Origin of the sequence: Bradyrhizobium viridifuturi (genome assembly GCF_001238275.1) — a bacterium.
Lineage (GTDB): Bacteria > Pseudomonadota > Alphaproteobacteria > Rhizobiales > Xanthobacteraceae > Bradyrhizobium > Bradyrhizobium viridifuturi.
In genome coordinates, this window is record NZ_LGTB01000004.1 from 229,450 (window position 1) to 255,425 (window position 25,976).

General features: G+C 65.4%; 20 protein-coding genes and 3 pseudogenes. 18 read left to right on the top strand and 5 right to left on the bottom strand.

Annotated elements, in window-relative coordinates; translation table 11 throughout:
- The first annotated feature begins 3 nt into the window (after nt 1-3).
- The 7 genes and pseudogenes from ntrC to mgtE form a co-directional block, all read left to right on the top strand.
- A complete protein-coding gene (ntrC, locus tag ALC15_RS06075; RefSeq protein WP_021079341.1) occupies nt 4-1,446 on the top strand; it encodes a nitrogen regulation protein NR(I) in 1,443 nt (480 codons plus the stop codon).
- A 186-nt stretch (nt 1,447-1,632) separates the two neighbouring features.
- Complete coding sequence (locus tag ALC15_RS06080) at nt 1,633-4,080, top strand: sensor histidine kinase NtrY-like (RefSeq protein ID WP_050626485.1); 2,448 nt, start codon at nt 1,633-1,635, stop codon at nt 4,078-4,080.
- 17 nt (nt 4,081-4,097) lie between these two features.
- Nucleotides 4,098-5,467: pseudogene (gene ntrX / locus ALC15_RS06085) on the top strand (nitrogen assimilation response regulator NtrX).
- A gap of 369 nt (nt 5,468-5,836) precedes the next feature.
- Nucleotides 5,837-6,085 (top strand): RNA chaperone Hfq, encoded by a 249-nt coding sequence (hfq, locus tag ALC15_RS06090; protein WP_006020546.1) that lies wholly within the window; start codon nt 5,837-5,839, stop codon nt 6,083-6,085.
- A gap of 91 nt (nt 6,086-6,176) precedes the next feature.
- Nucleotides 6,177-7,490 carry a GTPase HflX gene (hflX, locus tag ALC15_RS06095; RefSeq protein WP_050626486.1) on the top strand — a complete coding sequence of 438 codons (1,314 nt, stop codon included), beginning with the start codon at nt 6,177-6,179 and terminating at the stop codon, nt 7,488-7,490.
- 33 nt (nt 7,491-7,523) lie between these two features.
- Entirely contained in the window at nt 7,524-8,699 is a 1,176-nt protein-coding gene (locus tag ALC15_RS06100; RefSeq protein WP_050626487.1) for an FAD-dependent oxidoreductase, read from the top strand.
- 235 nt (nt 8,700-8,934) lie between these two features.
- A pseudogene (gene mgtE / locus ALC15_RS06105) lies at nt 8,935-10,227 on the top strand (magnesium transporter); the annotation flags it as partial.
- A 169-nt stretch (nt 10,228-10,396) separates the two neighbouring features.
- Here the strand turns inward: mgtE and mazG are convergent.
- A complete protein-coding gene (mazG, locus tag ALC15_RS06110) occupies nt 10,397-11,242 on the bottom strand; it encodes a nucleoside triphosphate pyrophosphohydrolase (protein ID WP_050626488.1) in 846 nt (281 codons plus the stop codon).
- A gap of 128 nt (nt 11,243-11,370) precedes the next feature.
- Between mazG and queC the strand changes: the two genes are divergently transcribed.
- The gene (gene queC, locus ALC15_RS06115; RefSeq protein WP_050626489.1) at nt 11,371-12,099 is read left to right on the top strand and encodes a 7-cyano-7-deazaguanine synthase QueC; all 729 of its coding nucleotides are present in this window, start codon (nt 11,371-11,373) and stop codon (nt 12,097-12,099) included.
- A gap of 280 nt (nt 12,100-12,379) precedes the next feature.
- Here the strand turns inward: queC and ALC15_RS06120 are convergent, their stop codons facing one another.
- Genes ALC15_RS06120 through nthA form a run of 3 tightly spaced genes read right to left on the bottom strand, consistent with a single transcriptional unit; the run spans nt 12,380 to nt 14,042 of the window.
- Nucleotides 12,380-12,757, bottom strand: coding sequence for a nitrile hydratase accessory protein (locus ALC15_RS06120; protein ID WP_050626490.1), 378 nt, complete (start codon nt 12,755-12,757; stop codon nt 12,380-12,382).
- Nucleotides 12,757-13,416, bottom strand: coding sequence for a nitrile hydratase subunit beta (gene nthB, locus ALC15_RS06125; protein WP_050626491.1), 660 nt, complete (start codon nt 13,414-13,416; stop codon nt 12,757-12,759). The genes ALC15_RS06120 and nthB overlap by 1 nt, the downstream gene beginning before the upstream one ends.
- Complete coding sequence (nthA, locus tag ALC15_RS06130) at nt 13,413-14,042, bottom strand: nitrile hydratase subunit alpha (RefSeq protein WP_050626492.1); 630 nt, start codon at nt 14,040-14,042, stop codon at nt 13,413-13,415. Before nthA ends, nthB begins: the two co-directional genes overlap by 4 nt.
- A 74-nt stretch (nt 14,043-14,116) precedes the next feature.
- Here nthA and ALC15_RS06135 point away from each other — a divergent pair, with 74 nt between their 5' ends.
- Nucleotides 14,117-14,923, top strand: coding sequence for an enoyl-CoA hydratase/isomerase family protein (locus ALC15_RS06135; RefSeq protein WP_050626539.1), 807 nt, complete (start codon nt 14,117-14,119; stop codon nt 14,921-14,923).
- A 6-nt stretch (nt 14,924-14,929) separates the two neighbouring features.
- Here the strand turns inward: ALC15_RS06135 and ALC15_RS06140 are convergent.
- A pseudogene (locus tag ALC15_RS06140) lies at nt 14,930-16,176 on the bottom strand (DUF763 domain-containing protein).
- A gap of 708 nt (nt 16,177-16,884) precedes the next feature.
- On the opposite strand from ALC15_RS06140, the gene ALC15_RS06145 reads away from it, so the two are divergent.
- The 9 genes from ALC15_RS06145 to ALC15_RS06185 all read left to right on the top strand — a co-directional run bounded on the left by ALC15_RS06145 (nt 16,885) and on the right by ALC15_RS06185 (nt 25,972).
- On the top strand, nt 16,885-17,733 hold the full coding sequence (locus ALC15_RS06145) for a hypothetical protein (protein ID WP_050626493.1): 849 nt from the start codon (nt 16,885-16,887) through the stop codon (nt 17,731-17,733).
- A gap of 33 nt (nt 17,734-17,766) precedes the next feature.
- Nucleotides 17,767-17,988 carry a hypothetical protein gene (locus ALC15_RS06150; RefSeq protein WP_050626540.1) on the top strand — a complete coding sequence of 74 codons (222 nt, stop codon included), beginning with the start codon at nt 17,767-17,769 and terminating at the stop codon, nt 17,986-17,988.
- Nucleotides 17,989-17,992: 4 nt separating this feature from the next.
- Nucleotides 17,993-18,436 (top strand): hypothetical protein, encoded by a 444-nt coding sequence (locus tag ALC15_RS06155; protein WP_244485946.1) that lies wholly within the window; start codon nt 17,993-17,995, stop codon nt 18,434-18,436.
- Between the two features lie 60 nt (nt 18,437-18,496).
- The gene (locus ALC15_RS06160; RefSeq protein WP_244485947.1) at nt 18,497-19,357 is read left to right on the top strand and encodes a mechanosensitive ion channel family protein; all 861 of its coding nucleotides are present in this window, start codon (nt 18,497-18,499) and stop codon (nt 19,355-19,357) included.
- 67 nt (nt 19,358-19,424) lie between these two features.
- Nucleotides 19,425-19,928 carry a hypothetical protein gene (locus ALC15_RS06165; protein ID WP_094193691.1) on the top strand — a complete coding sequence of 168 codons (504 nt, stop codon included), beginning with the start codon at nt 19,425-19,427 and terminating at the stop codon, nt 19,926-19,928.
- A 2-nt stretch (nt 19,929-19,930) separates the two neighbouring features.
- Nucleotides 19,931-21,013 (top strand): YihY/virulence factor BrkB family protein, encoded by a 1,083-nt coding sequence (locus ALC15_RS06170; RefSeq protein ID WP_050626496.1) that lies wholly within the window; start codon nt 19,931-19,933, stop codon nt 21,011-21,013.
- A gap of 340 nt (nt 21,014-21,353) precedes the next feature.
- On the top strand, nt 21,354-22,373 hold the full coding sequence (locus tag ALC15_RS06175) for a TRAP transporter substrate-binding protein (protein ID WP_050626497.1): 1,020 nt from the start codon (nt 21,354-21,356) through the stop codon (nt 22,371-22,373).
- Between the two features lie 37 nt (nt 22,374-22,410).
- Nucleotides 22,411-24,297: a TRAP transporter large permease gene (locus tag ALC15_RS06180; protein WP_050626498.1), complete on the top strand. Its 1,887-nt coding sequence runs from the start codon at nt 22,411-22,413 to the stop codon at nt 24,295-24,297.
- A gap of 25 nt (nt 24,298-24,322) precedes the next feature.
- Nucleotides 24,323-25,972 carry an acyl-CoA synthetase gene (locus tag ALC15_RS06185; RefSeq protein WP_050626499.1) on the top strand — a complete coding sequence of 550 codons (1,650 nt, stop codon included), beginning with the start codon at nt 24,323-24,325 and terminating at the stop codon, nt 25,970-25,972.
- The last annotated feature ends 4 nt before the right edge of the window (nt 25,973-25,976 follow it).

Below are 25,976 nucleotides of genomic sequence, written 5' to 3' on the forward strand. Positions count from 1 at the left end.
CCAATGCCTGCAGGTAGCATACTTGTCGCTGACGACGACACCGCGATCCGGACCGTCCTGAACCAGGCGCTGTCGCGCGCCGGCTATGAGGTGCGCCTGACCGGCAACGCCGCAACGCTGTGGCGCTGGGTCAGTCAGGGCGAGGGCGATCTTGTCATCACCGACGTGGTGATGCCCGACGAGAACGCATTCGATCTGCTGCCGCGGATCAAGAAGATGCGGCCCAATCTGCCGGTCATCGTGATGAGCGCGCAGAACACCTTCATGACCGCGATCCGCGCCTCCGAGCGCGGCGCCTATGAATATCTGCCGAAGCCGTTCGACCTGAAGGAGCTGATCACCATCGTCGGCCGCGCGCTTGCCGAGCCGAAGGAGCGGGTCTCAAGTCCCGCCGATGACGGCGAGTTCGACTCGATCCCGCTGGTCGGCCGCTCGCCGGCGATGCAGGAAATCTACCGCGTGCTGGCGCGGTTGATGCAGACCGATCTCACCGTGATGATCTCCGGCGAGTCTGGCACCGGCAAGGAGCTGGTCGCCCGTGCGCTGCACGATTACGGCCGGCGCCGCAACGGCCCGTTCGTCGCGGTCAACATGGCGGCGATCCCGCGCGACCTGATTGAATCCGAATTGTTCGGCCACGAGCGCGGCGCGTTCACCGGCGCCAATACCCGCGCCTCCGGCCGCTTCGAGCAGGCCGAGGGCGGCACGCTGTTCCTCGACGAGATCGGCGACATGCCGATGGAGGCGCAGACCCGTCTGCTCCGCGTGCTGCAGCAGGGCGAATACACCACCGTCGGCGGCCGTACCCCGATCAAGACCGACGTGCGCATCGTCGCGGCCTCCAACAAGGACCTGCGCATCCTGATCCAGCAGGGCCTGTTCCGCGAGGACCTGTTCTTCCGCCTCAACGTGGTGCCGCTGCGGCTGCCGCCGCTGCGCGAGCGCATCGAGGATCTGCCCGACCTGATCCGGCACTTCTTCTCCCTTGCCGAGAAGGACGGCCTGCCGCCGAAGAAGCTCGATGCCCAGGCGCTGGAGCGGCTCAAGCAGCACCGCTGGCCGGGCAACGTCCGCGAGCTGGAGAACCTCGCCCGGCGGCTCGCCGCGCTCTATCCGCAGGACGTCATCACCGCCTCGGTGATCGATGGCGAACTGGCGCCGCCGGCAGTCACCTCGGGCAGCACCGCGACCGTCGGCGTCGACAATCTCGGCGGCGCGGTCGAGGCCTACCTGTCCTCGCACTTCTCCGGCTTCCCGAACGGCGTGCCGCCGCCGGGCCTCTACCACCGGATCCTCAAGGAGATCGAGATCCCCTTGTTGACCGCTGCGTTGGCGGCAACCCGCGGCAACCAGATCCGGGCCGCCGACCTGCTCGGACTGAACCGCAACACGCTGCGCAAGAAGATCCGCGACCTCGATATTCAGGTCTACCGGAGCGGCGGCTAGGGACAGGGGCGGGGCGCCAAGCCCCGCTGCAAGCCTCTACCGTTATTGAGTAGTCACAAATGGTTTTGAGGACACGGCGCCGCACGGCGGTTTGCGCCGCGGAAATGTCGCAATTCGGCAACATTGTGATATGATTGCATCAGTTCGCAATTCCAGCGGGCGATCGCTCTCAGCTCAATTGCCGGTATGACCAGCGCAGACACCACCGCCTCAACATTACACGCGCCCCCGGCCGAGCCCACCGCAAAGGCGCGGGGCTTTCCGCTGCGGCGCTGGCTGGCGCCGTTCGCCGTGGCCATCGCGCTGCTGTCTGCCTTCCTCACCTTTGTGGTGCTGACCGGCCTGACCCCGATCGAGCCGACCTCGGACGTCGTCCGTTCCTTCCTGATGATCAACGCCGGCACGATCCTGCTGCTGGTCGGGATCATCGTCCGGGAAGTCTGGCAGATGGTGCAGGCGAGGCGGCGGGGCCGGGCGGCGGCACGGCTGCACGTCCAGATCGTCGGCCTGTTCTCGGTGATCGCGGTGCTGCCCGCGGTGCTGGTGTCGATCGTCGCCAACGTCACCATCGAGCGGGGCCTCGACCGGCTGTTCTCAGGCCCGACCAAGCAGGTGATCCAGAACTCGCTGACGATCGCCAGTGCCTACATGCAGGAGCACGCCCAGCTCATCAACGGCGACACGCTGGCGATGGCCAACGACCTTGCCCATGCGCGGCCGCTCTACGACCAGGACCGCATGACGTTCCTGCAGCTGATGACGGCCGGCGCCGAGGCGCGGAACCTGCCGGTCGCGGTGCTGATGGACAAGGACGGCAAGATCGTCGCCAGCGCCGAAACCGGCGTTCGGCTGAACTACGAGGCGCCGCCGCCCGACATCCTGAAGGACATCAACGAGACCGAGCCGAAGATCTCGGTGTTCCCGGAAAACTACGTCGCCTCCGTGGTCCGGCTGCGCGCCTATGACGACATGTTCCTGTACGTCGCGCGGCTGCTTGATCCGGCGGTCGTGGCCCAGCTCAAGCAGACCCAGACCAGCGCCGCCGAATATGCCCAGCTCGAGACCCGCAGGCTCGGCATCCAGGTCGCGTTCGCGCTGATGTTCGCGGTGATCGCGCTGACCATCCTGATGGCCTCGGTGCTGATCGGCCTCAACTTCGCCAACGGATTGGTCTCTCCGATCCGCCAGCTGATGGGCGCGGCGAGCGAGGTCTCGACCGGCAACCTCAATGTTCAGGTGCCGGTCCACAAGTCGGCCAGCGACCTGGCGCTGCTCGGCGAAACCTTCAACAAGATGACCCAGGAGCTGCGCACCCAGCGCAACGAGCTGGTCGATGCCTCCGAGACCATCGACAGCCGCCGCCGTTTCATCGAGGCGGTGCTGTCCTCGGCCTCCGCCGGCATCATCGGGGTCGATGGCTCCGGCAGCGTCGGCATCCTCAACCGCTCGGCAGAGAAGCTGATCGGGCACGCCGAGTCGGAGACATTAGGTCATCCGCTCTCGGACGTGCTGCCCGAGCTCGACGAGATGATGAAGACCGCGCGCGAGGGCACGCAGCGCCTGGTGCAGGGTCAGGTCACGATCCTGCGCGATGGCAATGAGCGCAATCTGTCGGTTCGCGTCTCCGCCGAGCAAACCAGCCAGTCGCGCGACAGCTACATCATCACGCTCGACGACATCACCGAATTGGTCTCCGCGCAGCGCACCTCGGCCTGGGGCGACGTCGCCCGCCGCATCGCCCATGAGATCAAGAATCCGCTCACCCCGATCCAGCTCTCCGCCGAGCGCATCCGCCGCAAATTCGGCAAGACGATTACTGAAGAGAAGGACAAGTCGATCTTCGAGCAGTGCACCGACACCATCGTGCGCCAGGTCGACGACATCAGGCGCATGGTCGACGAGTTCTCACGCTTTGCGCGGATGCCCAAGCCCGTGATGGAAGGCGAGGACGTCGCCGACGTGGTGCGCCAGGCGGTGTTCCTGATGAAGGTCGCCCATCCCGATCTCGACATCGAGGCCGACATCAAGCAGTCGCCGCTGCCCGCGCAGTTCGACCGCCGGCTCATCTCGCAGGCGCTGACCAACATCATCAAGAACGCGACCGAGGCGATCGAGCAGGTGCCGCCCGAGGAGCTCGGCAAGGGCCGCATCGACGTCGTGGCGCAGCGCGAGGGTGACGACATCCTGATCGACGTGGTCGACAACGGCATCGGCCTGCCCAAGGTCGCGCGCGCGCGGCTGCTCGAGCCCTATGTCACGACGCGGGCCAAGGGTACCGGCCTTGGACTTGCGATCGTCGGCCGCGTCCTGGAGGACCACGGCGGCCGCATCGAGCTCAAGGACGCCTCCGATTTCCGCGAGGGCCAGCGCGGCGCCTGGATGCGTCTGCGCTTCTCCGTTACGGGCCAGGCGGCCAAGCCCGAACACAAGGCTGAAAGCAAGGAACAGAAACCGGACGCGACACCGGACAAGACCGAACCCGACAGTGAAAAAAATCCGCCGGAAGAGCCGACCAACGGCCCGGCACAGGCGACCAACAATGAACCAAAAATCCAAGAAGCAAGTAGCCAAGAGCCAAATGCGCAAGAGCCAAGAAGCCAAGAGCCAAAAATCAAAGCCGCGACGGGCGACTGACAAGGCAGGTGTAACCCATGGCAAGTGACATTCTGATTGTCGACGACGAAGCTGACATTCGTGACCTCGTCGCGGGTATTCTGGACGATGAGGCTTCTCCACGCGCACTGCGCGCGACAGCGATTCGGCGCTCGCCGAGATCGCGAACCGCCGCCCGAACCTGGTCTTCCTCGACATCTGGCTGCAGGGCTCCAAGCTCGACGGCCTGCAACTGCTCGAGCAGATCAAGAAGGACAATGCCGACCTGCCGGTCGTGATGATCTCCGGCCACGGCAACATCGAGACCGCGGTCGCTGCGATCAAGCGCGGCGCCTACGACTTCATCGAGAAGCCGTTCAAATCGGACCGGCTGATCCTGGTCGCGACCCGCGCGCTCGAGACCTCGCGGCTGAAACGCGAGGTGAAGGAGCTCAAGCAACTGGCGCCGGCGGCAAGCGTCCTGACCGGCCGCTCGGCCTGCATGAACCAGCTGCGCCAGACCATCGACCGCGCCGCCAAGGCCAACAGCCGCATCCTGATCGTCGGTCCGTCCGGCGCCGGCAAGGAGCTTGCCGCACGCACGCTGCACCATGCGTCGGGTCGCGCCGAGGGGCCGTTCGTGGTGATCAATGCGGCCGCGATCACGCCGGAGCGCATGGAGATCGAGCTGTTCGGCATCGAGGGATCGAATGGTGAGCAGCAACGCAAGGCCGGCGCGCTCGAGGAGGCGCATGGCGGCACGCTGTTTATCGACGAGATCGCGGACATGCCGCGCGAGACCCAGAACAAGATCCTGCGCGTGCTGGTCGATCAGACCTTCCAGCGCCAGGGCGGCACCAGCAAGGTGCATGTCGACGTCCGCATCATCTCCTCGACCGCACGCAATCTCGAGGAGGAGATCGCCGGCGGGCGTTTCCGCGAGGACCTCTATCACCGCCTCTCGGTGGTGCCGATCCGGGTGCCGCCGCTGTCGGAGCGCCGCGAGGACATTCCCGAGCTGATCGACTATTTCATGGACCAGATCTCGGCGGCCACCGGCCTGCCCAAGCGTCAGATCGGGCAGGACGCGATGGCCGTGCTGCAGTCGCATGTCTGGCCGGGCAACGTCCGTCAGCTCCGCAACAACGTCGAGCGCGTGATGATTCTCGCCGGCGGCGGGCCGGAGGCGATCATCACCGCCGACATGCTGCCGCAGGACGTCGGCTCGATGGTGCCGGCGATGCCGACCTCCAACAACGGCGAGCACATCATGGGCCTGCCGCTGCGCGAGGCGCGCGAGGTGTTCGAGCGCGACTATCTGATCGCCCAGATCAGCCGCTTCTCTGGCAATATCTCGCGCACCGCGGAGTTCGTCGGCATGGAGCGTTCGGCGCTGCATCGCAAGCTGAAGGCGCTTGGGGTCGGCTGACCCCGTGCCCGGGCCGGTGGCCGTGGGTTGTTTGGCGTGAAGCCTCGGCGATCACCCGCCGGGGTGGCGGGAAGCGAGCTCACGGCCGTTGGGCCGTCGGGCGAGGCGAGGGTGGGGCGGGTACAACTGGGGATTTATCCACTCTCCACGAGAATATTCGTCTCTTTCCCCGCCCTTTCTTAGAATTGCCACCGTGTTCCTACCGACTGCACCGCGAACCGGCTTGCCTAAAAACCGCGCGTGGCCTCTAATCCTACCGCTACGCCTGCCAGAGGGGGATCTCAGGGCAGGTGGGCAGCCGGAGGAGGCTCCGTCAGAGAGCCGCAACCGGTTCAATAAAAAGAAGCACAAGCTTGCGGGACAAAAACAATGGCGGCAGACCGCGCACAAAATCTACAAGACACCTTCCTTAATCACGTTCGTAAAACCAAGACGCCACTGACGATATTTCTGGTCAACGGAGTGAAGCTGCAGGGCATTGTCACATGGTTCGACAATTTCTGCTTGCTGCTGCGGCGCGACGGTCACTCGCAGCTTGTCTACAAGCATGCGATCTCGACCATCATGCCCGGAGCCCCGATTCAGCTGTTCGAAGGTGGCGAGGACGCACCGGCTTGAGAGTGAACTGATTGGAACCCTTCAATCGTGAAGGGGGCGCGACCGGACCAAGTCTAGGCCCGGGTCGGCGGGGAACGGCAGCAGCGGGCGGGTGATCGTCATCGGCCCGTACCTGCGCGTGCGCCGTGGTGACGGCGACGCGCAAACGGAGTCCTCTGTCCGCGACTATGAAGCGCGGATCGAGGAGGCCGCCGGCCTTGCCGGTGCGATCGACCTCACCGTGGTGGAATCCGTCATCGCGCCGATCAGCCAGATCCGGCCCGCGACTTATCTCGGCAAAGGCAAGGTCGAGGAGATCAACGGCCTCGTCGCCGGCAACAAGGTAGAGCTCGTGGTGATGGATTGCGCGCTGTCGCCGATCCAGCAGCGCAATCTCGAGAAGGCCTGGAGCACCAAGGTGCTCGACCGCACCGGCCTGATCCTGGAAATCTTCGGCCGCCGCGCCAAGACCAAGGAAGGCGCGCTGCAGGTCGAGCTTGCCCATCTGAATTACCAGCGCAGCCGTCTGGTGCGCTCCTGGACCCATCTCGAGCGCCAGCGCGGTGGCTTCGGTTTCATGGGCGGTCCCGGCGAAACCCAGATCGAGGCCGACCGCCGCCTGATCTCCGAGCGCATCACCAAGCTCGAAGGCGAGTTGAAGAAGGTGCAGGCGACGCGGCGGCTGCATCGCGCCGGCCGTCAGCGCGTGCCTTATCGCGTGGTGGCGCTGGTCGGCTACACCAATGCCGGCAAGTCGACCCTGTTCAATCGCCTGACGCGCGCCGACGTGCAGGCCGCTGACATGCTGTTTGCGACGCTCGATCCGACCCTGCGCGCGCTCAACCTGCCGCATGGCGGCAAGGCGATGCTGTCCGACACGGTCGGCTTCATCTCCAATCTGCCGACCCAGCTGGTGGCCGCGTTCCGCGCCACGCTGGAGGAGGTCTTGGAGGCTGACATCATCCTGCATGTCCGCGACATCTCCCATGAAGATGCCGAGGCGCAGGAGCGCGACGTCGAGGGCGTGCTGCGCCAGCTCGGCATCGATCCCGATGCCGATAGTGGCCAGCGCATCATCGAGGTTTGGAACAAGATCGACCGCTTCGATCCCGAGGAGCGGGACAACCTGCGCAACATCGCCGCGCGCCGCCCAGCGGAGCGGCCGTGCTTTTTGGTCTCGGCCGTGACCGGCGAGGGGATCGACGCGCTGCTGACAGCGATCGAGGATCGCCTCGCGGCCAAGCGCTCGACGCTGCAGCTGTCGATCGACGCCTCCGACGGCGCTGGCATCAGCTGGCTGCACCGCAATGCCGAGGTCCTGAGCAAGGAGCTGCATGGCGAGCGGTTCGACATGACGGTGCGCGTCGACGAGACCAAGCGCGACATCGTGGTGTCACGATTCGATGCTCTGCCGCACGAGACGTAGCGTCCCGGAAGTCCGCTGCGGCAAGGGGGATCGATGTTCAATCGTCGGACATTTCTCGGCGGCGGCTTGGCGAGTGCCGCGGTCGCAGGGATTTCAACGCGTGGGGCCGCCGACAACGCCGCGTTCGTCGACGCCCCCGCGCTCCGACCGGTCCTTGCGCGGCCGGACCGGATGTTTCGCGTCACTGTGTGCCTGCGTCCCTTTCGCGCCGCCGGCCCGCGGATCGAGGCGGAGTGGATCGACACGAAATACGTCGTCCACAACTATGGACACGGCGGAAGCGGCTGGTCGCTGTGCTGGGGCGCCGCGCAGGAGGCGGTGCCGCTCGCTCTGCAATCGAGCGCGCGCAAAATCGCCGTCCTCGGCGCCGGCGCGATCGGTCTGACGACCGCGATCACGGCGCAGCGGATGGGCGCGACCGTCACGATCTATGCCAAGGAGCGTTTCCCTCAGGTGCGTTCGGCACGCGCGACGGGGGACTGGTCGCCGGACTCGCGTATCGCGATGGAAACCGATGTCGCGCCGGACTTCGCCGACCGCTGGGAGCGGATGGCGCGCACGTCCTTCGCCACCCATCAAAGCTATCTCGGCCTTGCCGGCAATCCGATCGAATGGACGGATCGCTATCTGCTCTCCGACGATGCTCCCGACGCCGACGGCCGTCCGCACCGGCGTCAGCACGCCTCGGCCGACGGCCAGAGGAAATTCCTCGAACTGCGCGGCCGCGTCCGGTCGCTCACGCCGCGCTGGGACCTGCTGGCCGCCGGATCGAATCCGTTTCCCGCGCCATATGCCTGGAAGAGCGCCTCGCTCACCTACAATGTCACGGATCTCTACCGTGAACTCGAGGCGGAGTTTCAGCGCGCCGGGGGGCTCTTCGTGCCGATCGAGTTGCACGCGCCGTCCGATCTTTCGAATATCCGCGAGACCGTCATCGTCAATTGCACCGGCTACGGTGCCCGTGCGCTGTTCCGGGACGAGAGCATTGTCCCGGTGCGCGGCCAGATCGCTTGGCTGATCCCTCAGCCGGATGTCAGTTATGGCGTCTTCTACCGTAACCTCAGCGTCCTCGGCCGGCGCGACGGCATCGTCGTTCAGCCGGTCGGCGAAAACGACTATTTCGGCTTCAACGACGACAACGAAACGCCCGATTTCACCGCCGCGCGCCAGGCGGTGGAAGACGCGGCGAAACTGTTCGGCCGGGCCTGATCGGCCCTCCGGCGCGGCACCTCGCAATTTGCCGAAATATGACGGCGCCGTGACGTGGCCTCACTCCGGCACGCCTGCGGCGTGCTGCCGCACTTTCTGTTTGAAATCTCCGCCGCCTTGGTTCATTGCGCTGCTGGACGCAAAGCCGAGGCCGATCGATGCAGGACACCAGCGAAACCATCACCCACGACACGCTCGCCGGCCAGAACGGTGATCTCGCCCATGCCCGGGCGCCGAGATCGTCGACGCCCTCAACGCGCGGGAGCCGGCGGATGCGGCCAAGCTGCTGCGCTCGCTGCCGGCCGAGAAAGCGATCGAGGTGCTCGACCTGCCCGGGCTCGACAACACCTGCGAGATCCTGGCCGAGCTGCCGCAGGACACGGCGGTTTCCCTGCTGTCCGGGGTCTCCGACGACCGCGCGGCCGACATCTTCAAGGAGCTGGTCGAGCCGCTGCGCACCACGCTGCTGAACGGCCTCAACCCGGAGACCCGCAGCGTCATCTCGGGGCTATTGGCCTATCCCGAGCGCAGCGCCGGCAGCATCATGACGACCGAGTTCGTCAGCGTGCCCTCGACCTGGACCATCGCCGAGGTCCTGCATCACATCCGTATGGTCGAGCGCACCCGCGAGACCGTCTACTCGATCTTCGTGATCGACCCGGTCAAGAAGACCCTGATCCAGGCCGTGCCGTTGCGCCGCCTGATCTCGGCCGATCCGCACGCCAATGTGCTGACCGCGGCACCGGCGCGCAAGCCGCTGATGATCGCGCCGGAGGCGGACCGCATGGAGGCGGCGCGGCTGATCTCGCGCTACGACCTGCTTGCGGTCGCCGTCGTCGACGGTCCCGGCCACATCCTCGGCATCGTCACGGTCGACGACGTCATCGACGCCATCGTCGAGGAATCCACCGAGGACGCCCAGAAGTTCGGCGGCATGGAAGCGATCGACGAGCCATACCTGCGGATCGGGTTCGGCGAGATGATCAAGAAGCGCGCCGGCTGGCTGTGCGCGCTGTTCCTGTCGGAAATGCTGACCGCGACCGCGATGCAGTCGTACCAGAGCGAGCTTGAGAAGGCGATCGTGCTGACGCTGTTCATCCCGCTGATCATGAGCTCCGGCGGTAACTCCGGCTCGCAGGCGACCTCGCTGTTGATCCGCTCGCTGGCGCTGCATGAGGTGCGGCTGCGCGACTGGTGGCGCGTCGCGGTGCGCGAGCTGCCGACCGGCATCGTGCTCGGCTCCATCCTCGGCCTGATCGGCGTTGTCCGGATCACGCTCTGGCAGACGATGGGTCTGTTCGACTACGGCCCGCATTGGGTGCTGGTCGCCGCGACCGTCGGCGCCGCGCTGATCGGCATCGTCACCTTCGGCTCGCTGTGCGGCTCGATGCTGCCGTTCATCCTCAAGCGCATCGGCTTCGACCCGGCCAGCGCGTCGGCGCCGTTCGTCGCGACGCTGGTCGACGTGACGGGTCTCGTGATCTATTTCGGCGTTGCCGCGGTCATCTTGCGCGGGACGTTGTTGTAGGAGGAGGCGGCGCGATTTAAGTCGACCGTGTCCACAAACTCACTGTCGTCCCGGTGAAGGCCGGGACCCCTAACCACCGGCCTTTGTTATCGTGCTGGATCGCAGTTCCGAATTGCGGACTGCGTCCGTCGGTCACTCGCGGGACTGATACCGTCAACCAACCGATAGATCACGTGGTATGGGTCCCGGCCTTCGCCGGGACGACGGCGGATTTCGCCTCGTTCCACAGCGCATCCATCTCCTCGAGCGTCGCGCCATCGAGCGAGCGGCCCTTCGCCGCCAGCGCCTTCTCGATATAGGCGAACCGCCGCTCGAACTTGGCGTTGGTCGCGCGCAACGCGGCTTCCGGATCGGCGTCGACATGGCGGGCGAGATTGACCAGCGCGAACATCAGGTCGCCGGTCTCCTCGGCGATCTCCTGCTTGTCGTTGCGGTCGAGCGCGGCCTCGATCTCGTCGGCCTCCTCGCGGATCTTGGCGAGCACCGCGCGCGGGTCGTTCCAGTCGAAGCCGACCGTGGACGCCTTGCGCTGCAACTCCATCGCGCGGGTCAGGGCAGGCAGGCCCGCCTTCACGCTGGCGAGCAAGGACTGGTGCGCGGTGTCCTCCGCCGGCCGCCGCGCCGCGCGCTCGGCCTTCTCCTCGGCCTTGATGCGCTCCCAGGCGCTCTTGACGCCGGCCGGCTGGATGTTGCCGTCCTTGTCGGCAAAGACATGCGGATGGCGGCGGATCATCTTCCTGGTGATCGCCTCGACCACGTCGCCGAAGGCAAATGCGTTCTGCTCCTCGGCCATCCTCGCGTGATAGATCACCTGGAGCAGGAGGTCGCCGAGCTCCTCGCGCAGATCGTCGAGATCGCCGCGCGTGATCGCATCCGCGACCTCATAGGCCTCCTCGATCGTGTAGGGTGCGATGGTCTCGAAGTTCTGGATGAGATCCCATGGACACCCGGTCACCGGTGTCCGCAGCGCGGCCATGATCTCGATCAGGCGGGAAATATCGCGGGAAGGGGTCATGGAGCACCGCTGGATGAGAGGTCGAGCCGTTATGCCAAATCGGCTCCGTCGATCCCAGCAAAACGCGCCGGAATCGCGGCGCTGTCCACCGATTGGCCATAGGGCGAAGGAGTGGTAAAGCCCGTTCCATGACCGATCAGAACACTTCCGACACGGCGCTGGTGCTGTTTTCCGGCGGCCAGGATTCCACCACCTGCCTGGCCTGGGCCCTGTCGCGGTTTGCGCGCGTCGAGATGCTCGGCTTCTCCTACGGCCAGCGCCATGCCGTCGAACTCGACTGCCGCGACCGGCTGCTTGCCGGGATCAAGCAGATGCGCCCTGATTGGGCGGCGAAGCTCGGCGACAGCCACACGCTCGCGATCCCGACACTGTCGGACATCTCCGACACCGCGCTGACCCGCGACGTCGCCATCGAGATGGGCGCGGACGGTCTGCCCAACACCTTCGTGCCCGGCCGTAATCTCGTGTTCCTCACCTTCGCCGCGGCGTTGGCCTACCGGCGCGGCATCCGCCACATCATCGGCGGCATGTGCGAGACCGACTATTCCGGCTATCCGGATTGCCGCGACGAGACCATCAAGGCGCTGCAGTCCGCGCTCAATCTCGGCATGGCCAAGAATTTCGAGCTGCACACGCCGCTGATGTGGCTCGACAAGGCCGCGACCTGGCGGCTCGCGCACGAACTCGGCGGAGCAGGGCTGGTCGATCTGATCCGCGAGCATTCGCACACCTGCTATCTCGGCGAACGCGGCGCGCAGCATGATTGGGGCTATGGCTGCGGCGAATGCCCGGCCTGCAGCCTGCGCGCCAAGGGCTGGCGGGAGTACGTCGCGCAGGGCGGTGGCGCCAGTCACTGATTTACCCGACGGTACAGGTCCCAGCAGCGATCGCAGGGGCGCTCTGCAAAAATATCGAAAACAACCCCATGCAAAGGAGCCGTCGGCGGTCGACGTTCGACACGGCCCCCTTGACAAGTCGGGCAAATCAGCCGTATTTTTCCATTATTCCGAAATCGCGCAACTGACCATGCCACCCTGTAATAGCCAAGCTGCGGGACGTGGCCGATAACCATATGCTTTCGCAGGGACGACAGCTGTGAAATGCGGCGCTCTGCAATCCGCGACGGAAGAGGGACTGCTACCCGAAATCCGCTGTCGTCAGTACGATCGGTTGGCCGTGCGGGGTGCGGTCGGCGGCGTGATCCCAGGCGTCGCGATAGCGATGCAGGGTCTCATGCGTCGTGACGCCCTTGGCGGCGACGAGGTGTTCCAGCGTCGCCAGCCAATGCTGGTAGTAGGTTTCGCCGGTGTCGGGATCGCCGGCGGCCTGTGCGCGCTTGATCTGGTCGGCGAGGGCCGCCGCCCATTCGGGCCAGGTGAAGACACCGCGGTCATGCAGCGTCAACGCCATCGCGAACGCCTGTGCTTCCCAGGGCGCGCGGAACACCGGGCCGTCCTGATCGCGGGGAATGCTGGACACGGCGCTGGTCGCGCGCGCGGCGGCGCCGGCATCCATCAGATGGCCTCCAGATAAGGCTCGAACGCGTCGATCGAGACCTTGATGGTCGGATCGGAGTCCGGTCCCCACAGCTCACGTCCGTCGAACACGACGGTGTACAGCCATTGCGGATGCTCGCCGGCATCGTTGGCAGCCGTATCGGGAAAGACGTGACAGCCGTGATCGCGCTCGACCACGCCGACATGACCGCGCACGTAGCGCGGCAGCCGCGTGTGCGTAGCGGGATGGATGTTCTTCGCCCGCACCCGATCGCCGGCCTTGAATTTCGCAGCCGCAGGTGCCGTGCGGCCGAACTTGCCGCGCACCATGATGCGCTCGACATCGGCCATGGAGAATTTGCCGTGCTTGAGCGATTTCGGCAGCGCGACGGAATGTCCGGATGCGACGTCGTCTTTGGAGATATAGCCCTTGTCGAGCAGCAGGGCTTCCAGGCCAAGGAACCATTTTTTGTAATACGAGCTCGACAGATAGACCTGCGGGGGCAGGGTCTCGCGATAGAAGCGCGAGGCGTCGATGTTGAAGGCGCCCGCCGCGCCCATCGCACGGACCATGGCGAGTACGCGCGATTCCCATTCCTCATGGAACATCGGCTCATTCAGCTCGGGCTCGACCTTGCCGAACCCGTCCATGCCGCCCATGTCGTGGACGCCGTTCATGACGGCGCTCCGGGCGTCTTCGGGAATCCGGTGCCGATCATGGAATCGCGCGTCACGAGCTCGGCGAGCTGCTCCTCACTCCAGCCCTCGGTGCCTGCGGGCCGCATCGGCAGCACCAGAAAGCGCGTCTCAGCCGTGGAGTCCCAGACCCGGATTTCGGTTTCCTTCGGCAGGCTGACGCCGAAATCGGCGAGCACGCCGCGCGGATCCTTGACCGCGCGCGAACGGTACGGCGAGGCCTTGTACCAGACCGGCGGCAGCCCGAGCATTTCCCAGGGGTAACAGGAGCACAAAGTGCAGACGACCATGTTGTGGCGGCCGGGCGTGTTCTCGATCGCGACCAGATGGTCGCCGACGCGGCTGACATGGCCGAGGGTGCCGACCGCCTTGCTGGCATCCTCGAGCAGGGCCTTCTTGAAGGCGGGATCGGTCCATGCCTTGGCGACGACGCGGGCACCGTTATGCGGGCCGATCTTGGTCTCATAGGCCTGCACGATGGCGTCGAGCGCGGCGGCCTCGACATAGCCCTTCTCGGTCAGGATCGATTCCAGCGCGCGGACGCGCAGTTCGGTCTCCGACAGTTCGGAATGGTCGTGATCGTGGTGGTGATGATCATGTTCGCTCATGCCCAGAGAATAGGCGAAACCGCCGTGCTATGTCGAGGCAGGCCGTACACAACAATGCGAGCTGGGAGGTATGCGTGGCTGACTGTGTGACGATAGAAAAAGACCTCGGACCGGAGGGGCGCATCGCGGTGGTGCGGTTCGACCGCGGCGACGGTATCAACGCGCTGTCGCCGGAGGCGCTGCGGCAGCTGACCGATGCGGCGCGCAGTTTCGAGGACGATGGCGACACCTCGGTGGTGGTGCTGACCGGAGGCGCCAGGGCGTTCAGCGCCGGCTTCGACCTCAAGGACGCCGAGGGGCGTTCGCGCGCGACCATGGACATGGGCACGCTGCGCCGTCACCTGAAGCTCGGGCCCCGCCTGACGCGCGCCTGGCAAGAGATGGAGCAGGTCACGATCGGTGCGATCGAGGGCTTCTGTGTCGGCGGCGGCGTGGCGCTCGCCGTCGCGCTGGATTTCCGCGTCGTGGCGCGCGATGCGCATCTACGCGTGCCGGAGATCGCGCTCGGCATGAACATGAGCTGGCAGAGCGTGCCGCGCATGCTGCACCTGATGGGCCCGGCGCGAACCAAGCAGGCCGTGATCCTCGCCGATGACCGGATCTCGGCCGAGGAAGCCTACGAATGGGGGCTGGTGCAGCAGGTGACCGATCCCGGCAAATCCTTTGAGGCCGCGATGGCGCTGGCGGCCAAGGTCGCCGCGCAACCGCCGATTTCGGTTGCGATGACCAAGCTGACGGTCAACCGGCTGGCGCATGCGCTCGACGATCTCGCCAGCCACATGGATCTCGACCAGTTCGCGCTGGCGAGCCTGACCGACGACCACAAGGAAGGCGTCGCGGCGTTCCTCGGACGGCGCAAGCCGCGCTTCAGGGGGCGTTGACGGGCGTCACCGCCGTTTGGCGATGTCGTTGCCGGAGAGGTCGGCCTCCCAGCCGAAAACCGATCGGCCGTCGAGGCTTGGCGACCGCGCGCGCTCGTTGGCCACGAAGGCCTCGAAGGACGGGCCGGTTGCGGTCAGCTCAAGCCTGCGCGCCTGATCGTCGAGCCGCTTCAGCGCCTGCATCTCCTCGTCGCGGCCGAGCTTCGCCTGCTGCACCGCCGATTTCAGCACACCAATGGTCTCGTCATAGACCTTGATCGGCACCGGAAACGGATGACGGTCCTTGCCGCCATGCGCGAGCGAGAAACGCGCCGGATCACGGAAGCGATATGGCGTGCCGTGGACGACTTCGGCGACCATCGCCAGCGACTCGACGGTGCGGGCGCGACGCCGGGCGTGAGCAGCAATTCCGGGAAGTCCAGCGGCCCGCGCTCTGCGGCGGCGGCGAGGGTGCCGTGCAGGCGTCGGATGAACACGTCGCTCGAGCGCACATCGTGATGCGCAGGCATGATCAGGTGCAGCAGATCGCCCTGCGCCTCGATCTTCTCGGTCAGCTCGGCATATTCATGCGCGATGCCGTCGGGACCGAGCCCGGCGAGCAGATCGAGCTGGGCCTGGCGCGAGGCGTCGGCGCGGTGGTCGGTCAGATTGACGATCTCGCCCTGCGATGGGCCATCGATCGCGCTGTGCGGCTCGTCGACAAAGCTGCGCAGGCCCTCGGAATGCCAGTGATAACGCCGCGCCTGCCGCTTGCTGTCGCTCATGCCCTGCTGGACCACGGTCCATTTGCCGTCCGCGGTGACGAAGAAGCCATGCAGGTAAAGCTCGAAGCCGTCCTGGACTGCGGCGCTGTCGACCTTGGCGACCAGACGGCTGGCGCGGGTGAGGGCAACGCCATCAAAGCCGGTCCGCTCGCCCAGCGCTGTCAGCTCGTCCGGCGTCCGCCGCGAATGCCTGCCGCGGCCGCCGCAGACATAGATGCCGAGTTCGTCCTGAAACGGCGCGAGCCCGCGCTTGAGCGCGCCGATCACGCTCGTGGTGATCCCGGACGAATGCCAGTCCATGCCCATCACGGCGCCGAACGACTGAAACCAGAACGGATGCGAGAGCCGCTGCAGGAACGCGTCGCGGCCGTAGTGATGGACCACGGCCTGCGTGATGATCGCGCCCAGCGTCGCCATGCGCTCCGCCAGCCATGGCGGCACGCGTCCACCATGGAGGGGCAGATCGGCGCTGCCGGTTCGTCGGGCCATCGGTCTCCAAAGCCTCGCCAAGGCGTCCTTGAGTCGGGGGGGCAGACTATCAGGCAAACCGACGCGCCTCTGCGTCAAGTGTTGTCGTGTCGGTCTCGTGGTCCGCGGGCTCAAAAGAAAACCCCGCAAAGGCGGGGTCTCTCCCAGCTGACGTGCTGGGGATTCAGGGCTTGACGCGCCAGCTGTACCGCCGCAAAAAAGGAACAGCGTCGCCGAGACGGAATATGCTCGCCTCGCGACGCTGGCCTGATCACTGGGCCCTGAAATCCCCCAGCCACACATACGTCGCCGCTGTGATGAGAAAGTTCAAAATAAAACCCCGCCTTCGCGGGGCGGGGTTTGATGCTGACCGCCTTGGGGGCTGATAGGTCAGCAAGTGCCGGGATAATGTGCTGATCCGCAGAAGGTTCCTATGCGGGCGCTCGTGGTGGGCTTCGGCGCGGCGGGGCTTTGCTGTTTTGACCGAGCTTCATCGCCGGTCGAAGCAAGACGGACACCTTGTTCTGGCCCCACAGCGCGGCGGCGCGGCCCCGCCGATTCAGATTTCCGCAAGGTGCCTAAGCATCCGGCTAGGAACTTTGACTTGCCGGCCAGATTGTCAGGACGAATTGAGCGGAGGAGCTCGCATGAACCAACTGATCTATCTGGTGGGACTGATCGTCGTCATTCTCGCGATATTGTCGTTCTTCGGATTGCGGTAGGCGCGTCATGGACAACGAACATGGGCTTGCCGTGTCGGCCGACCATTCGACCGGCCTTTGGCTGCAATGGAGCCCGGTGTTTGCCGGCGCGTTGGCTGCGTCGGCGTTATCCGTCATCCTGATCGGCTTTGGTGCAGCAGTCGGGCTAGGCGTGAGTTCAAGCTCGCCGTCATGGCGCGATGCATCGGCCGCGCTCGCCTTGCTGTCCGGGCTGTATTTGATCCTGCAGGCGATGGTGAGCTTCGGCGTCGGAGGCTACATCGCCGGCCGCGCACAGCGTGTGATCGGTGCGACGCCGTCGGACGTGATCGAAAGCCGCGACGGACTTCATGGTCTGACGGCTTGGGCGCTTGCCGTCATCGCGAGCGCAGCATTGGTTGCGCTGGTCGCCCTGCCGGCTGCGCGACCTGTCGTGCAGAACCGTTCGTCCGCGACAGCCGCGGAGCCGCTCCTAAGCGCCGAGCTTGACCACCTGTACCGGTCGCTCCGGCATCCGGCCAATATCGATATCGGCTATGAGCGCGCGGAAGCAGGGCGCATCCTGTTGACCAGTTCCGGCCACAGCGGCGTCAGCAATGAGGACCGCAGCTATCTGATTCAGCAAGTTGCAGCGTCGACGGGGCTTGCCGCCACGGAAGCCGAAAAGCGCGTCGACACCGTGATCGGCGATGCCCGGACTGCAATCGCGCGGTCGCGGCGAAGCGCGGTGATCCTGGCGTTCTCGATTGCGGCAGCTCTGCTGTTCGGCGCGGTCGCCTCTTGGGCCGCCGCCTGCGCGGGCGGCCGGCATCGCGATGGCGCGAGGCTGCCGGAGTGGATGGGTGGCACGCCGAGGACGGTCGTGCCGGTGGCGTGATGTAGTGATGAATGTGCTTCACGGGAGACAATGATGGCAGTGCTCTTAGTCATGGACCACACCGGCGATACGAGGCAGCATTTCGATCCGAACGACAGCGAACAACTGGCTTGGGCAAACGCGCGCTTCAATGAGCTGACGGCGGACGGTTACACCGCGGCCGTGCGAAGATCGTCCGGCGAAGCGGCGCTGATCCGCACGCTGGATCCGACCGCGGACGAGACCCTGTTCTATCCCAGGCTGGTCGGCGGCTGATCTCATGATGGGCCGTCTGCGTGACGTGTCCTTACTGTCGACGCTTCGGCGCGCCGCCGGCACGTCGTACGCGACCTTGGGTGCGATCCGCGATCGCTGGAATGCCTATGAGAAGATCGAGGCACGCGGGATCGCGTTGTTGTCCGCGTGGCTCTCTCCGGAGCAGCGGTCGCAATTCGAGAAATACAGGCGTTTCGACGTCGTCGGCTCCGACTCCGGCAAGCGCTACCGGATTTGCTACGGGACATCGACCAACGTTTACGAGATGGACGGTCGGGATCGCGTTGTGCTGGGGTGGTGCTTCCGGCCCGTCGGCGCGCTGGTGCCAGGCGACGTGATGCTCGCGCAGAAGATCGCGTTGGAGACCAACGAGCGCGTGACACTCATGGTGGCGCAACCTTTTCCTAGCTCCCTCCCGCCGCGTGCCGGCTTCGGCCCAGCCGGCTAGGCATTCGGCCCGCCGGCCAAGCCACCGGGAACGCGATTTTCTCCGGTGCGTTTGGCTTGCTTGCGGCGGCCGCGCCGGTCGGCTTCGCCAAATGGAGGGCAGATGGTGCTCAATCTCGAAACACTGAAGGCGACACTGGTCCTTTACGGTCTCAATGCCGTCTTTGCGATCCTGCTTCTGGTTCTCGGATGGTATGCCTCGGGGATCGCGCAGCGCTTCGTATCGCGTGTGCTTACGGCAACGCATCGGGTCGACGCTCTGGTCACGGTGTTCCTGTCGAGCCTTGCCCGCTATGCAGTGCTCGCGGTGGTCGGTATCGCCGTGCTGCAGCTGTTCGGCATTCAGACGGCAAGCCTTGTTGCGGTGCTCGGCGCGACGTCTCTGGCCATCGGGCTGGCCTTGCAGGGGACGCTGTCGAACCTCGCCGCCGGCGTGATGCTGCTGTTGTTCAGGCCGTTCCGGATCGGCGATGAGGTCGAGGTCGCCGGAAAGGCCGGCAAAGTACAGGCTCTGTCGCTGTTCATGACGGAGCTGATTACGGGCGACAACACCCAGATCCTGCTGCCTAACGGTTCGGTGTGGGGCAGCGCCATCATCAATCACAGCACCTATCCCGGCACCGGTGAGGTGAAGGTATCGTTCCCTGTCCGCGCGGGGCGACCGATCGAGCGCATCGGCGAACAGATTCTGACGCAGCTGCGCCAGGATTCCCGGATCGAGCCGCGGCCCGCGCCCGAAGTGCATGTCTCCAAGGTAGTCGACATCTCCGATGCCGTACATCCCATCGTCGAGCTGACCGTCAGCGCCAAAGCCAAGCCAGCCGACGCCGACGCGGTGAAGCAGCGGCTCATGGACCTCGTCAGCACGATGCTTGCTGACGCAAGCGCCACACGGCCCGAGCCGTCACGCGCGGCCGGGTAGGGAACGTCGGTGATCCTGCCGGGTTGTCGGATGCCGATCCGCAATGGATATCGCCACGGAAAGTCCCATGAGCGCCCATACCCGTTCGTCTTCGCTGAGCCTGATCTTCCGCTCCTATCTTGCAGACCTGCGGCAATGGATCGGGCAGGTGATGACCGGCTACGCGCTGGCATGCGCCTTCATGCTGGTGGGCGCAGTGTCGCTTCTGGTTGCGATCGGGATAGGCGTTGCGGCCGGCTTCCACGCGCTCGAAGTGCGTTACGGCATCTGGATCGCATACGCCGTAGTCGGCGGCGCGTTTCTGTTCCTTGGGCTGGTGGGGCTGGTCGCGGGCCGCGTGCTGCTCGCGCGTCCCGCGCCGGCCGCGCCGCGCCCGAGCCGGCAGGCCGCGGTGCTCAAGCGAGCCATTGCAGTGCCCGTCGCGGCACGCCTGATCGCGACCTCCCGGTCGGCGGCAGGGACGAGCGCCGATACCACCACTCAGGCGCTGGCCGCCGGAGCTGCTCTGCTGTTGGTCGGCTGGTTTGCCGCAACGCGGTTCAGGCGTCGGCCGGACGCGATCCAGGAGTAGCGATGGCTCCGCGCTCCAGTTGGTCCGACGACCTGATGCTTGCCGGCGCAACGGCACTGGCGACGCTGGCGATCTATCGACACGTATGCCGATCCGAGCCGTCGGTCGAACGGGAGCAGGGCGCCGCTCCCGCACTCGCAGAAACGCAGGATCGCGGACGGCTGGCTGAGACGCCGCTGCAGATTCCGGCCGCCGGCTGGAAGGACGTTCTGCTGCGCACGTATCAGCAGATCGACGAGGACCGGCTGCTGGCGACCGCCGCCGGCGTCGTGTTCTATGGTCTGCTGGCGATCTTTCCGGCCATCACCGCGCTGGTCTCGAGCTACGGGCTGTTCGCGGATCCGTCGACGATCTCGTCCAATCTGCAGAGTCTCGCGCTGATGCTGCCGGAAGGCTCGTTCGCCGTCGTCCAGGACCAGGTCGCCCGGGTGCTCGCGAAGGGTAGCTCCACGCTCGGACTGACCTTTGGGATCGGCCTGCTGATCGCAATCTGGAGCGCCAATGCCGGCATGAAGGCGGTCTTCGACGCGCTCAATGTCGTGTACGAGGAGGAAAAGCGCGGCTTCATCAAGCTCAATCTGATGTCGCTCTCGTTCACGATCGCAGCCCTCATCTCGATCATGCTGATGGTCGGGGCAGTGGTCCTCGTTCCGCTTCTGCTGCAGCAGCTTGGCCTCGGGATTGGTGCCGAACTCATTGTCCGGTTCGGTCGGTGGCCCATCCTGTTGCTCCTGCTGCTGGTCGCGCTTGCGGTGCTCTACCGCTATGGCCCAAGCCGAACCGAGCCGCGCTGGCAATGGCTGAGCGTCGGCGCCGTCGCGGCAGCTGTGCTGTGGCTGATCGGTTCGTCGCTGCTGTCCTGGTACCTTGCGAACTTCGGCAATTACAGTGCGACCTACGGCTCGCTGGGCGCCGCCATTGGCTTGATGACCTGGATGTGGATGTCCGCGATCATCGTGCTGTGCGGGGCCGAATTGAATTCGGAGATCGAGCATCAGACAGCAATCGATTCCACAGCGGGGCGCCGCAAGCCACTCGGGGCACGCGGCGCAAGAATGGCCGATACCGTCGGCAGGGCTTCCTAGCAAGGAGGCCGTTCGACAAAAGCGCAACACAGCGTCAAGCGCCCCGGATACCTGTATCCGTAATTCGCATAAGGTATATTATGGAATATTTATATCTACAATTAGATCAGATATTTAGTGGGAAATCTTCGCACCCGACCGCAGCATGGCGTCGGTCCAGACCTGTCGGATCGCACCGCGATCAACGCGCACGCGTCTCGTCAGAAAGCCGATATTGCCGAGGCGTACGGACGCTGCAATAAGCCCCAGCTGTGCAGAGATCGCTGGTGACCCCGCGGCATCAGGTCCGTATAGGATGGCATCTCAGAACAACAACAAGCCTCTCGAGGGAGCAACACCAATGAGCTTTTCACGACGCACGCTACTGAAGGTCTCCGCCGCTTCCGCCGTCCTGGGCGGAATTGGCGCGCCGTATGTGGCGCGCGCCCAGTCGGCCGAGTTCTCCTACAAGTTCGCCAACAACCTGCCGGAGTCGCACCCGTTCGTGGCGCGCGCCCGGGAGATGGCCGCGGCGATCAAGACCGAGACCAACGGCCGGTTTGACCTGCAGGTGTTCCCGAACAGCCAGCTCGGTTCCGATACCGACATGCTGAGCCAGGTGCGTTCCGGCGGCGTCGAGTTCTTCACGCTGTCAGGCCTGATCCTGGCGACCTTGGTGCCGGCGGCCTCGATCAACGGTATCGGCTTCGCATTCCCTGACTATCCCACGGTCTGGAAGGCCATGGACGGCGAGCTCGGCGCCTATGTGCGCGGCGAGATCAACAAGGCCGGCCTCGAGGTCATGGACAAGATCTGGGACAACGGCTTCCGCCAGACCACCTCGTCGACCAAGCCGATCAACGGTCCTGACGATCTCAAGGGCTTCAAGATCCGCGTGCCGGTGTCGCCGCTGTGGACCTCGATGTTCAAGGCGTTCGATGCGTCGCCCGCCTCGATCAATTTCAGCGAGGTCTATTCGGCGCTGCAGACCAAGATCGTCGAGGGCCAGGAAAACCCGCTGGCGCTGATCTCGGCTGCGAAGCTCTACGAGGTGCAGAAATACTGCTCGATGACCAACCACATGTGGGACGGCTTCTGGTTCCTGATGAACCGCCGGGCCTGGGCGGCTCTGCCTGATGATATCAAGACCATCGTCGCCAAGAACGTCAACGCGGCCGCCGTCAAGGAGCGCGAGGACACCGAGAAGCTCAACGCCACCGTGAAGCAGGAACTGGCCGGCAAGGGCCTGGTGTTCAACCAGCCGGAAGTCGGGCCGTTCCGCGACAAGCTGCGCGCCGCCGGCTTCTACGCCGAGTGGAAGGGCAAGTACGGCGAGAAGGCCTGGGATCTGCTCGAGAAGTCCGTCGGCAAACTGTCCTGATCGATCAAGCGGGAGGCTTGCCAGCGGGAGATTTGCTATGGCTCATGTCGAGATGACGCCGGCCGTGGCCGGCGAGGCGGCGTCACAGCCCCCTCGCCGCCGCTCTGTTCTCGGTTCCATCGAGGCGGCGCTCGGATGGCTGGTGGAGATCCCGGCGGCGATCCTCGTCGTCGCCGAGGTCGTGATCCTGTTCGCCGGCGTGGTGTCGCGTTACGTGCTGCATGCGCCGCTGATCTGGTCCGACGAGCTGGCGTCGATCCTGTTCCTGTGGCTCGCGATGCTTGGATCGGCGGTGGCGTTCCGCCGCGGCGAGCACATGCGGATGACGGCGCTGGTCGCGAGCGCCGGGCCGCGGCTGTGGGCCTATCTCGACGTGGTCGCGACCTGCGCCGCGCTGGCGTTCCTGATCCTGATCCTGCGGCCGGCCTACGAATACGCCTACGAGGAAAGCTTCATCACCACGCCGGCGCTGCAGATCTCCAACACCTGGCGCGCGGCGGCGCTGCCGGTCGGCACCTGCCTGATGGCGCTGTTCGCGCTGCTGCGGCTGGCGCGGGTCGGCAACATCAAGACCTTCCTGCTGGCGGCGCTGACCGTGGTCGCGTTGATCGCCGTGTTCTGGCTGGCGCAGCCGCTGCTGCGGCCGCTCGGCAACCTCAATCTGATCATCTTCTTCGTCGGCGTGGTCGGCTTCTGCGTGTTCGCGGGGGTGCCGATCGGCTTTGCCTTCGGCATGGCGATCTTCGGCTATCTGGCGCTGACGACGCGGACGCCGCTGATGGTGCTGGTCGGGCGGATGGACGAGGGCATGAGCCACCTGATCCTGCTGTCGGTGCCGCTGTTCGTCTTCCTTGGCCTGCTGATCGAGATGACCGGCATGGCGCGGGCGATGGTCGCATTCCTGGCGAGCCTGCTCGGGCATGTCCGTGGCGGCCTGCATTACGTGCTGGTCGGCGCCATGTACCTGGTGTCAGGCATCTCCGGATCGAAGGCCGCCGACATGGCGGCGGTCGCACCGGTGCTGTTCCCGGAAATGAAGCAGCGCGGCGCCAAGCCGGGCGATCTGGTCGCCCTGCTCGCCGCCACCGGCGCCCAGACCGAAACCATTCCGCCGAGCCTGGTGCTGATCACCATCGGTTCGGTCACCGGCGTCTCGATCTCGGCGCTGTTCACCGGCGGCCTGCTGCCGGGCGTCGTGCTGGCGATCACGTTGTCGGGGCTGGTGTGGTGGCGCTACCGCGGCGAGGACCGCAGCCACGTGCAGCGCGCCACCGGCAGCGAGATCGGCAAGGCGTTCGTGTTCGCCCTGCCCGCATTGGCCCTGCCCTTCGTAATCCGCTACGCCGTGGTCGAAGGCATCGCCACGGCCACCGAGGTCTCGACCATCGGCATCGTCTACGCCTTCGTCATCGGCCTCCTGATCTACCGCAAGTTCAGCTGGCGGCGGCTGTTGCCGATGCTGATCGAGACGGCGTGCCTGTCGGGCGCTATCCTGTTCATCATCGGGACCGCGACCGGCATGGCCTGGGGCCTGACCCAGTCCGGCTTCTCGCGGGCGCTGGCGGCGTCGATGACCGGGCTGCCCGGTGGCTCGGCGACCTTCATCGCGGTCTCGATCCTGGCCTTCGTGATCCTCGGCAGCGTGCTCGAGGGCATCCCGGCGATCGTGCTGTTCGGGCCGCTGCTGTTTCCGATTGCGCACCAGGTCGGCGTCCATGAGGTGCACTATGCCATGATCATCATCCTGGCGATGGGCATCGGGCTGTTCGCGCCGCCGTTCGGCGTCGGCTATTATGCCGCCTGCGCCATTGGGCGCGTCGATCCGGCCGAGGGTATCCGGCCGATCTGGGGCTACATGCTGGCGCTGTTGATCGGCCTGATCATCGTCGCCATGTTCCCCTGGATATCGATCGGTTTCCTTTAAAGCACCTTGCGGATCGGATAGAGCCATGAGTGCAGCTCAAAACCAGTACTCGATCGGGCTGGACAAGACGCCGGCCAACTACGTGCCGCTGACGCCCCTGAGCTTCCTGGCGCGCTCGGCGGCCGTATATCCCGACCACATCAGCGCGGTCTATGAGGGCCGCAGCTTCACCTGGAAACAGACCTACGAGCGCTGCAAGCGCTTCGCGTCCTATCTCGCAGGCCGCGGCATCGGCCATGGCGACACGGTCGCGGCGATGCTGCCGAACATCCCGGCGATGAACGAGCTGCATTTCGCGGTGCCGATGACCGGCGCGGTACTGAACGCGCTCAACATCCGCCTCGACGCGGCGTCGATCGCGTTTCAGCTCGACCATGGAGGCGCCAAGATCATTCTCGTCGACCCCGAATTTTGCCACGTCATCGCGGAAGCGCTGAGCCAGATGAAGGGCGCAAAGCCGTTCGTGATCGACGTCGATGATGCCGCGTTTAGTGGCGGCAAGCGGATCGGCGAGATCGAATACGAGGCGGCGGTCGCGCAAGGTGACGCGTCTTTCGTGGAGCGGCCGCCTGCCGACGAATGGGATGCAATCGCACTGAGCTATACGTCGGGCACGACGGGCAACCCGAAGGGCGTGGTGACGCATCATCGCGGCGCCTATCTCAATGCGGTCAGCAACATCCTCGCCGGCAATCTCGGCCAGCATCCGGTTTATCTCTGGACGCTGCCGATGTTCCACTGCAACGGCTGGTGCTTCCCCTGGACCATCGCGGCGACCGCCGGCGTCAATGTCTGCCTGCGCAAAGTCGATCCGGCCAAGATCTTCGAGCTGATCCCGCAGCACGGCGTCACCCACATGTGCGGCGCGCCGATCGTCTACAACACGCTGATCAACGCGCCCGACGCACCGAAGGGCGGCAAAGCGAAGCCGGTCATTGGCTTGATCGCGGGCGCGGCGCCGCCGGTTGCGGTGCTCGAAGGCGCCGAGCGCATCGGCATCAAGCTGACCCATGTCTACGGGCTGACGGAAGTCTATGGTCCCGCCTCGGTCTGCGCCGAGCAGCCGGGCTGGGACGAACTGTCGGCCGATGCGCGTGCGCAGCTGAAGCGGCGTCAGGGCGTCTCCTATCCGCTGCAGGAGGGCGTCACGGTGCTCGATCCCGAGACCATGCGCGAGGTGCCGCGCGACGGCGAGACCATCGGCGAGGTCATGTTCCGCGGCAACATCGTGATGAAGGGTTATCTGAAGAACGAGAAGGCGACGCAGGAAGCCTTTGCCGGCGGCTGGTTTCACACCGGCGATCTCGGCGTGCTCGACGAGCACGGCTATGTCATCATCAAGGACCGCTCCAAGGACATCATCATCTCCGGCGGCGAGAACGTCTCCTCGGTCGAGGTCGAGGACATCCTCTACAAGCACCCGGCCGTGCTGTTCGCGGCTGTCGTCGCCAAGCCCGATCCGAAATGGGGCGAAGTGCCCTGCGCCTTCATCGAGCTGAAGGACGGCGCCAACGCGACCGAGGCAGAGATCATCGCCTATTGCCGCGAACATATGTCGGGCTTCAAGACGCCGAAGTCTGTCGTGTTCGGGGCGATCCCGAAGACTTCCACGGGCAAGATCCAGAAATTCCTGCTGCGCAACGAGGTCGGATCGGCCAAGGCGATTTCGGCCTGAGCTG

Coding starts and splice junctions, on each gene's coding strand:
- nthA (WP_050626492.1), bottom strand. CDS start 14,042: ATGAGCGAACATGATCATCACCACCACGATCACGACCATTCCGAACTG.
- ALC15_RS06150 (WP_050626540.1), top strand. CDS start 17,767: ATGGCAGTGCTCTTAGTCATGGACCACACCGGCGATACGAGGCAGCAT.
- queC (WP_050626489.1), top strand. CDS start 11,371: ATGACCGATCAGAACACTTCCGACACGGCGCTGGTGCTGTTTTCCGGC.
- ALC15_RS06120 (WP_050626490.1), bottom strand. CDS start 12,757: ATGGATGCCGGCGCCGCCGCGCGCGCGACCAGCGCCGTGTCCAGCATT.
- nthB (WP_050626491.1), bottom strand. CDS start 13,416: ATGAACGGCGTCCACGACATGGGCGGCATGGACGGGTTCGGCAAGGTC.
- ntrC (WP_021079341.1), top strand. CDS start 4: ATGCCTGCAGGTAGCATACTTGTCGCTGACGACGACACCGCGATCCGG.
- mazG (WP_050626488.1), bottom strand. CDS start 11,242: ATGACCCCTTCCCGCGATATTTCCCGCCTGATCGAGATCATGGCCGCG.
- ALC15_RS06185 (WP_050626499.1), top strand. CDS start 24,323: ATGAGTGCAGCTCAAAACCAGTACTCGATCGGGCTGGACAAGACGCCG.
- ALC15_RS06080 (WP_050626485.1), top strand. CDS start 1,633: ATGACCAGCGCAGACACCACCGCCTCAACATTACACGCGCCCCCGGCC.
- hfq (WP_006020546.1), top strand. CDS start 5,837: ATGGCGGCAGACCGCGCACAAAATCTACAAGACACCTTCCTTAATCAC.
- ALC15_RS06100 (WP_050626487.1), top strand. CDS start 7,524: ATGTTCAATCGTCGGACATTTCTCGGCGGCGGCTTGGCGAGTGCCGCG.
- ALC15_RS06175 (WP_050626497.1), top strand. CDS start 21,354: ATGAGCTTTTCACGACGCACGCTACTGAAGGTCTCCGCCGCTTCCGCC.
- ALC15_RS06180 (WP_050626498.1), top strand. CDS start 22,411: ATGGCTCATGTCGAGATGACGCCGGCCGTGGCCGGCGAGGCGGCGTCA.
- ALC15_RS06145 (WP_050626493.1), top strand. CDS start 16,885: ATGGACAACGAACATGGGCTTGCCGTGTCGGCCGACCATTCGACCGGC.
- ALC15_RS06155 (WP_244485946.1), top strand. CDS start 17,993: ATGATGGGCCGTCTGCGTGACGTGTCCTTACTGTCGACGCTTCGGCGC.
- ALC15_RS06170 (WP_050626496.1), top strand. CDS start 19,931: ATGGCTCCGCGCTCCAGTTGGTCCGACGACCTGATGCTTGCCGGCGCA.
- ALC15_RS06165 (WP_094193691.1), top strand. CDS start 19,425: ATGAGCGCCCATACCCGTTCGTCTTCGCTGAGCCTGATCTTCCGCTCC.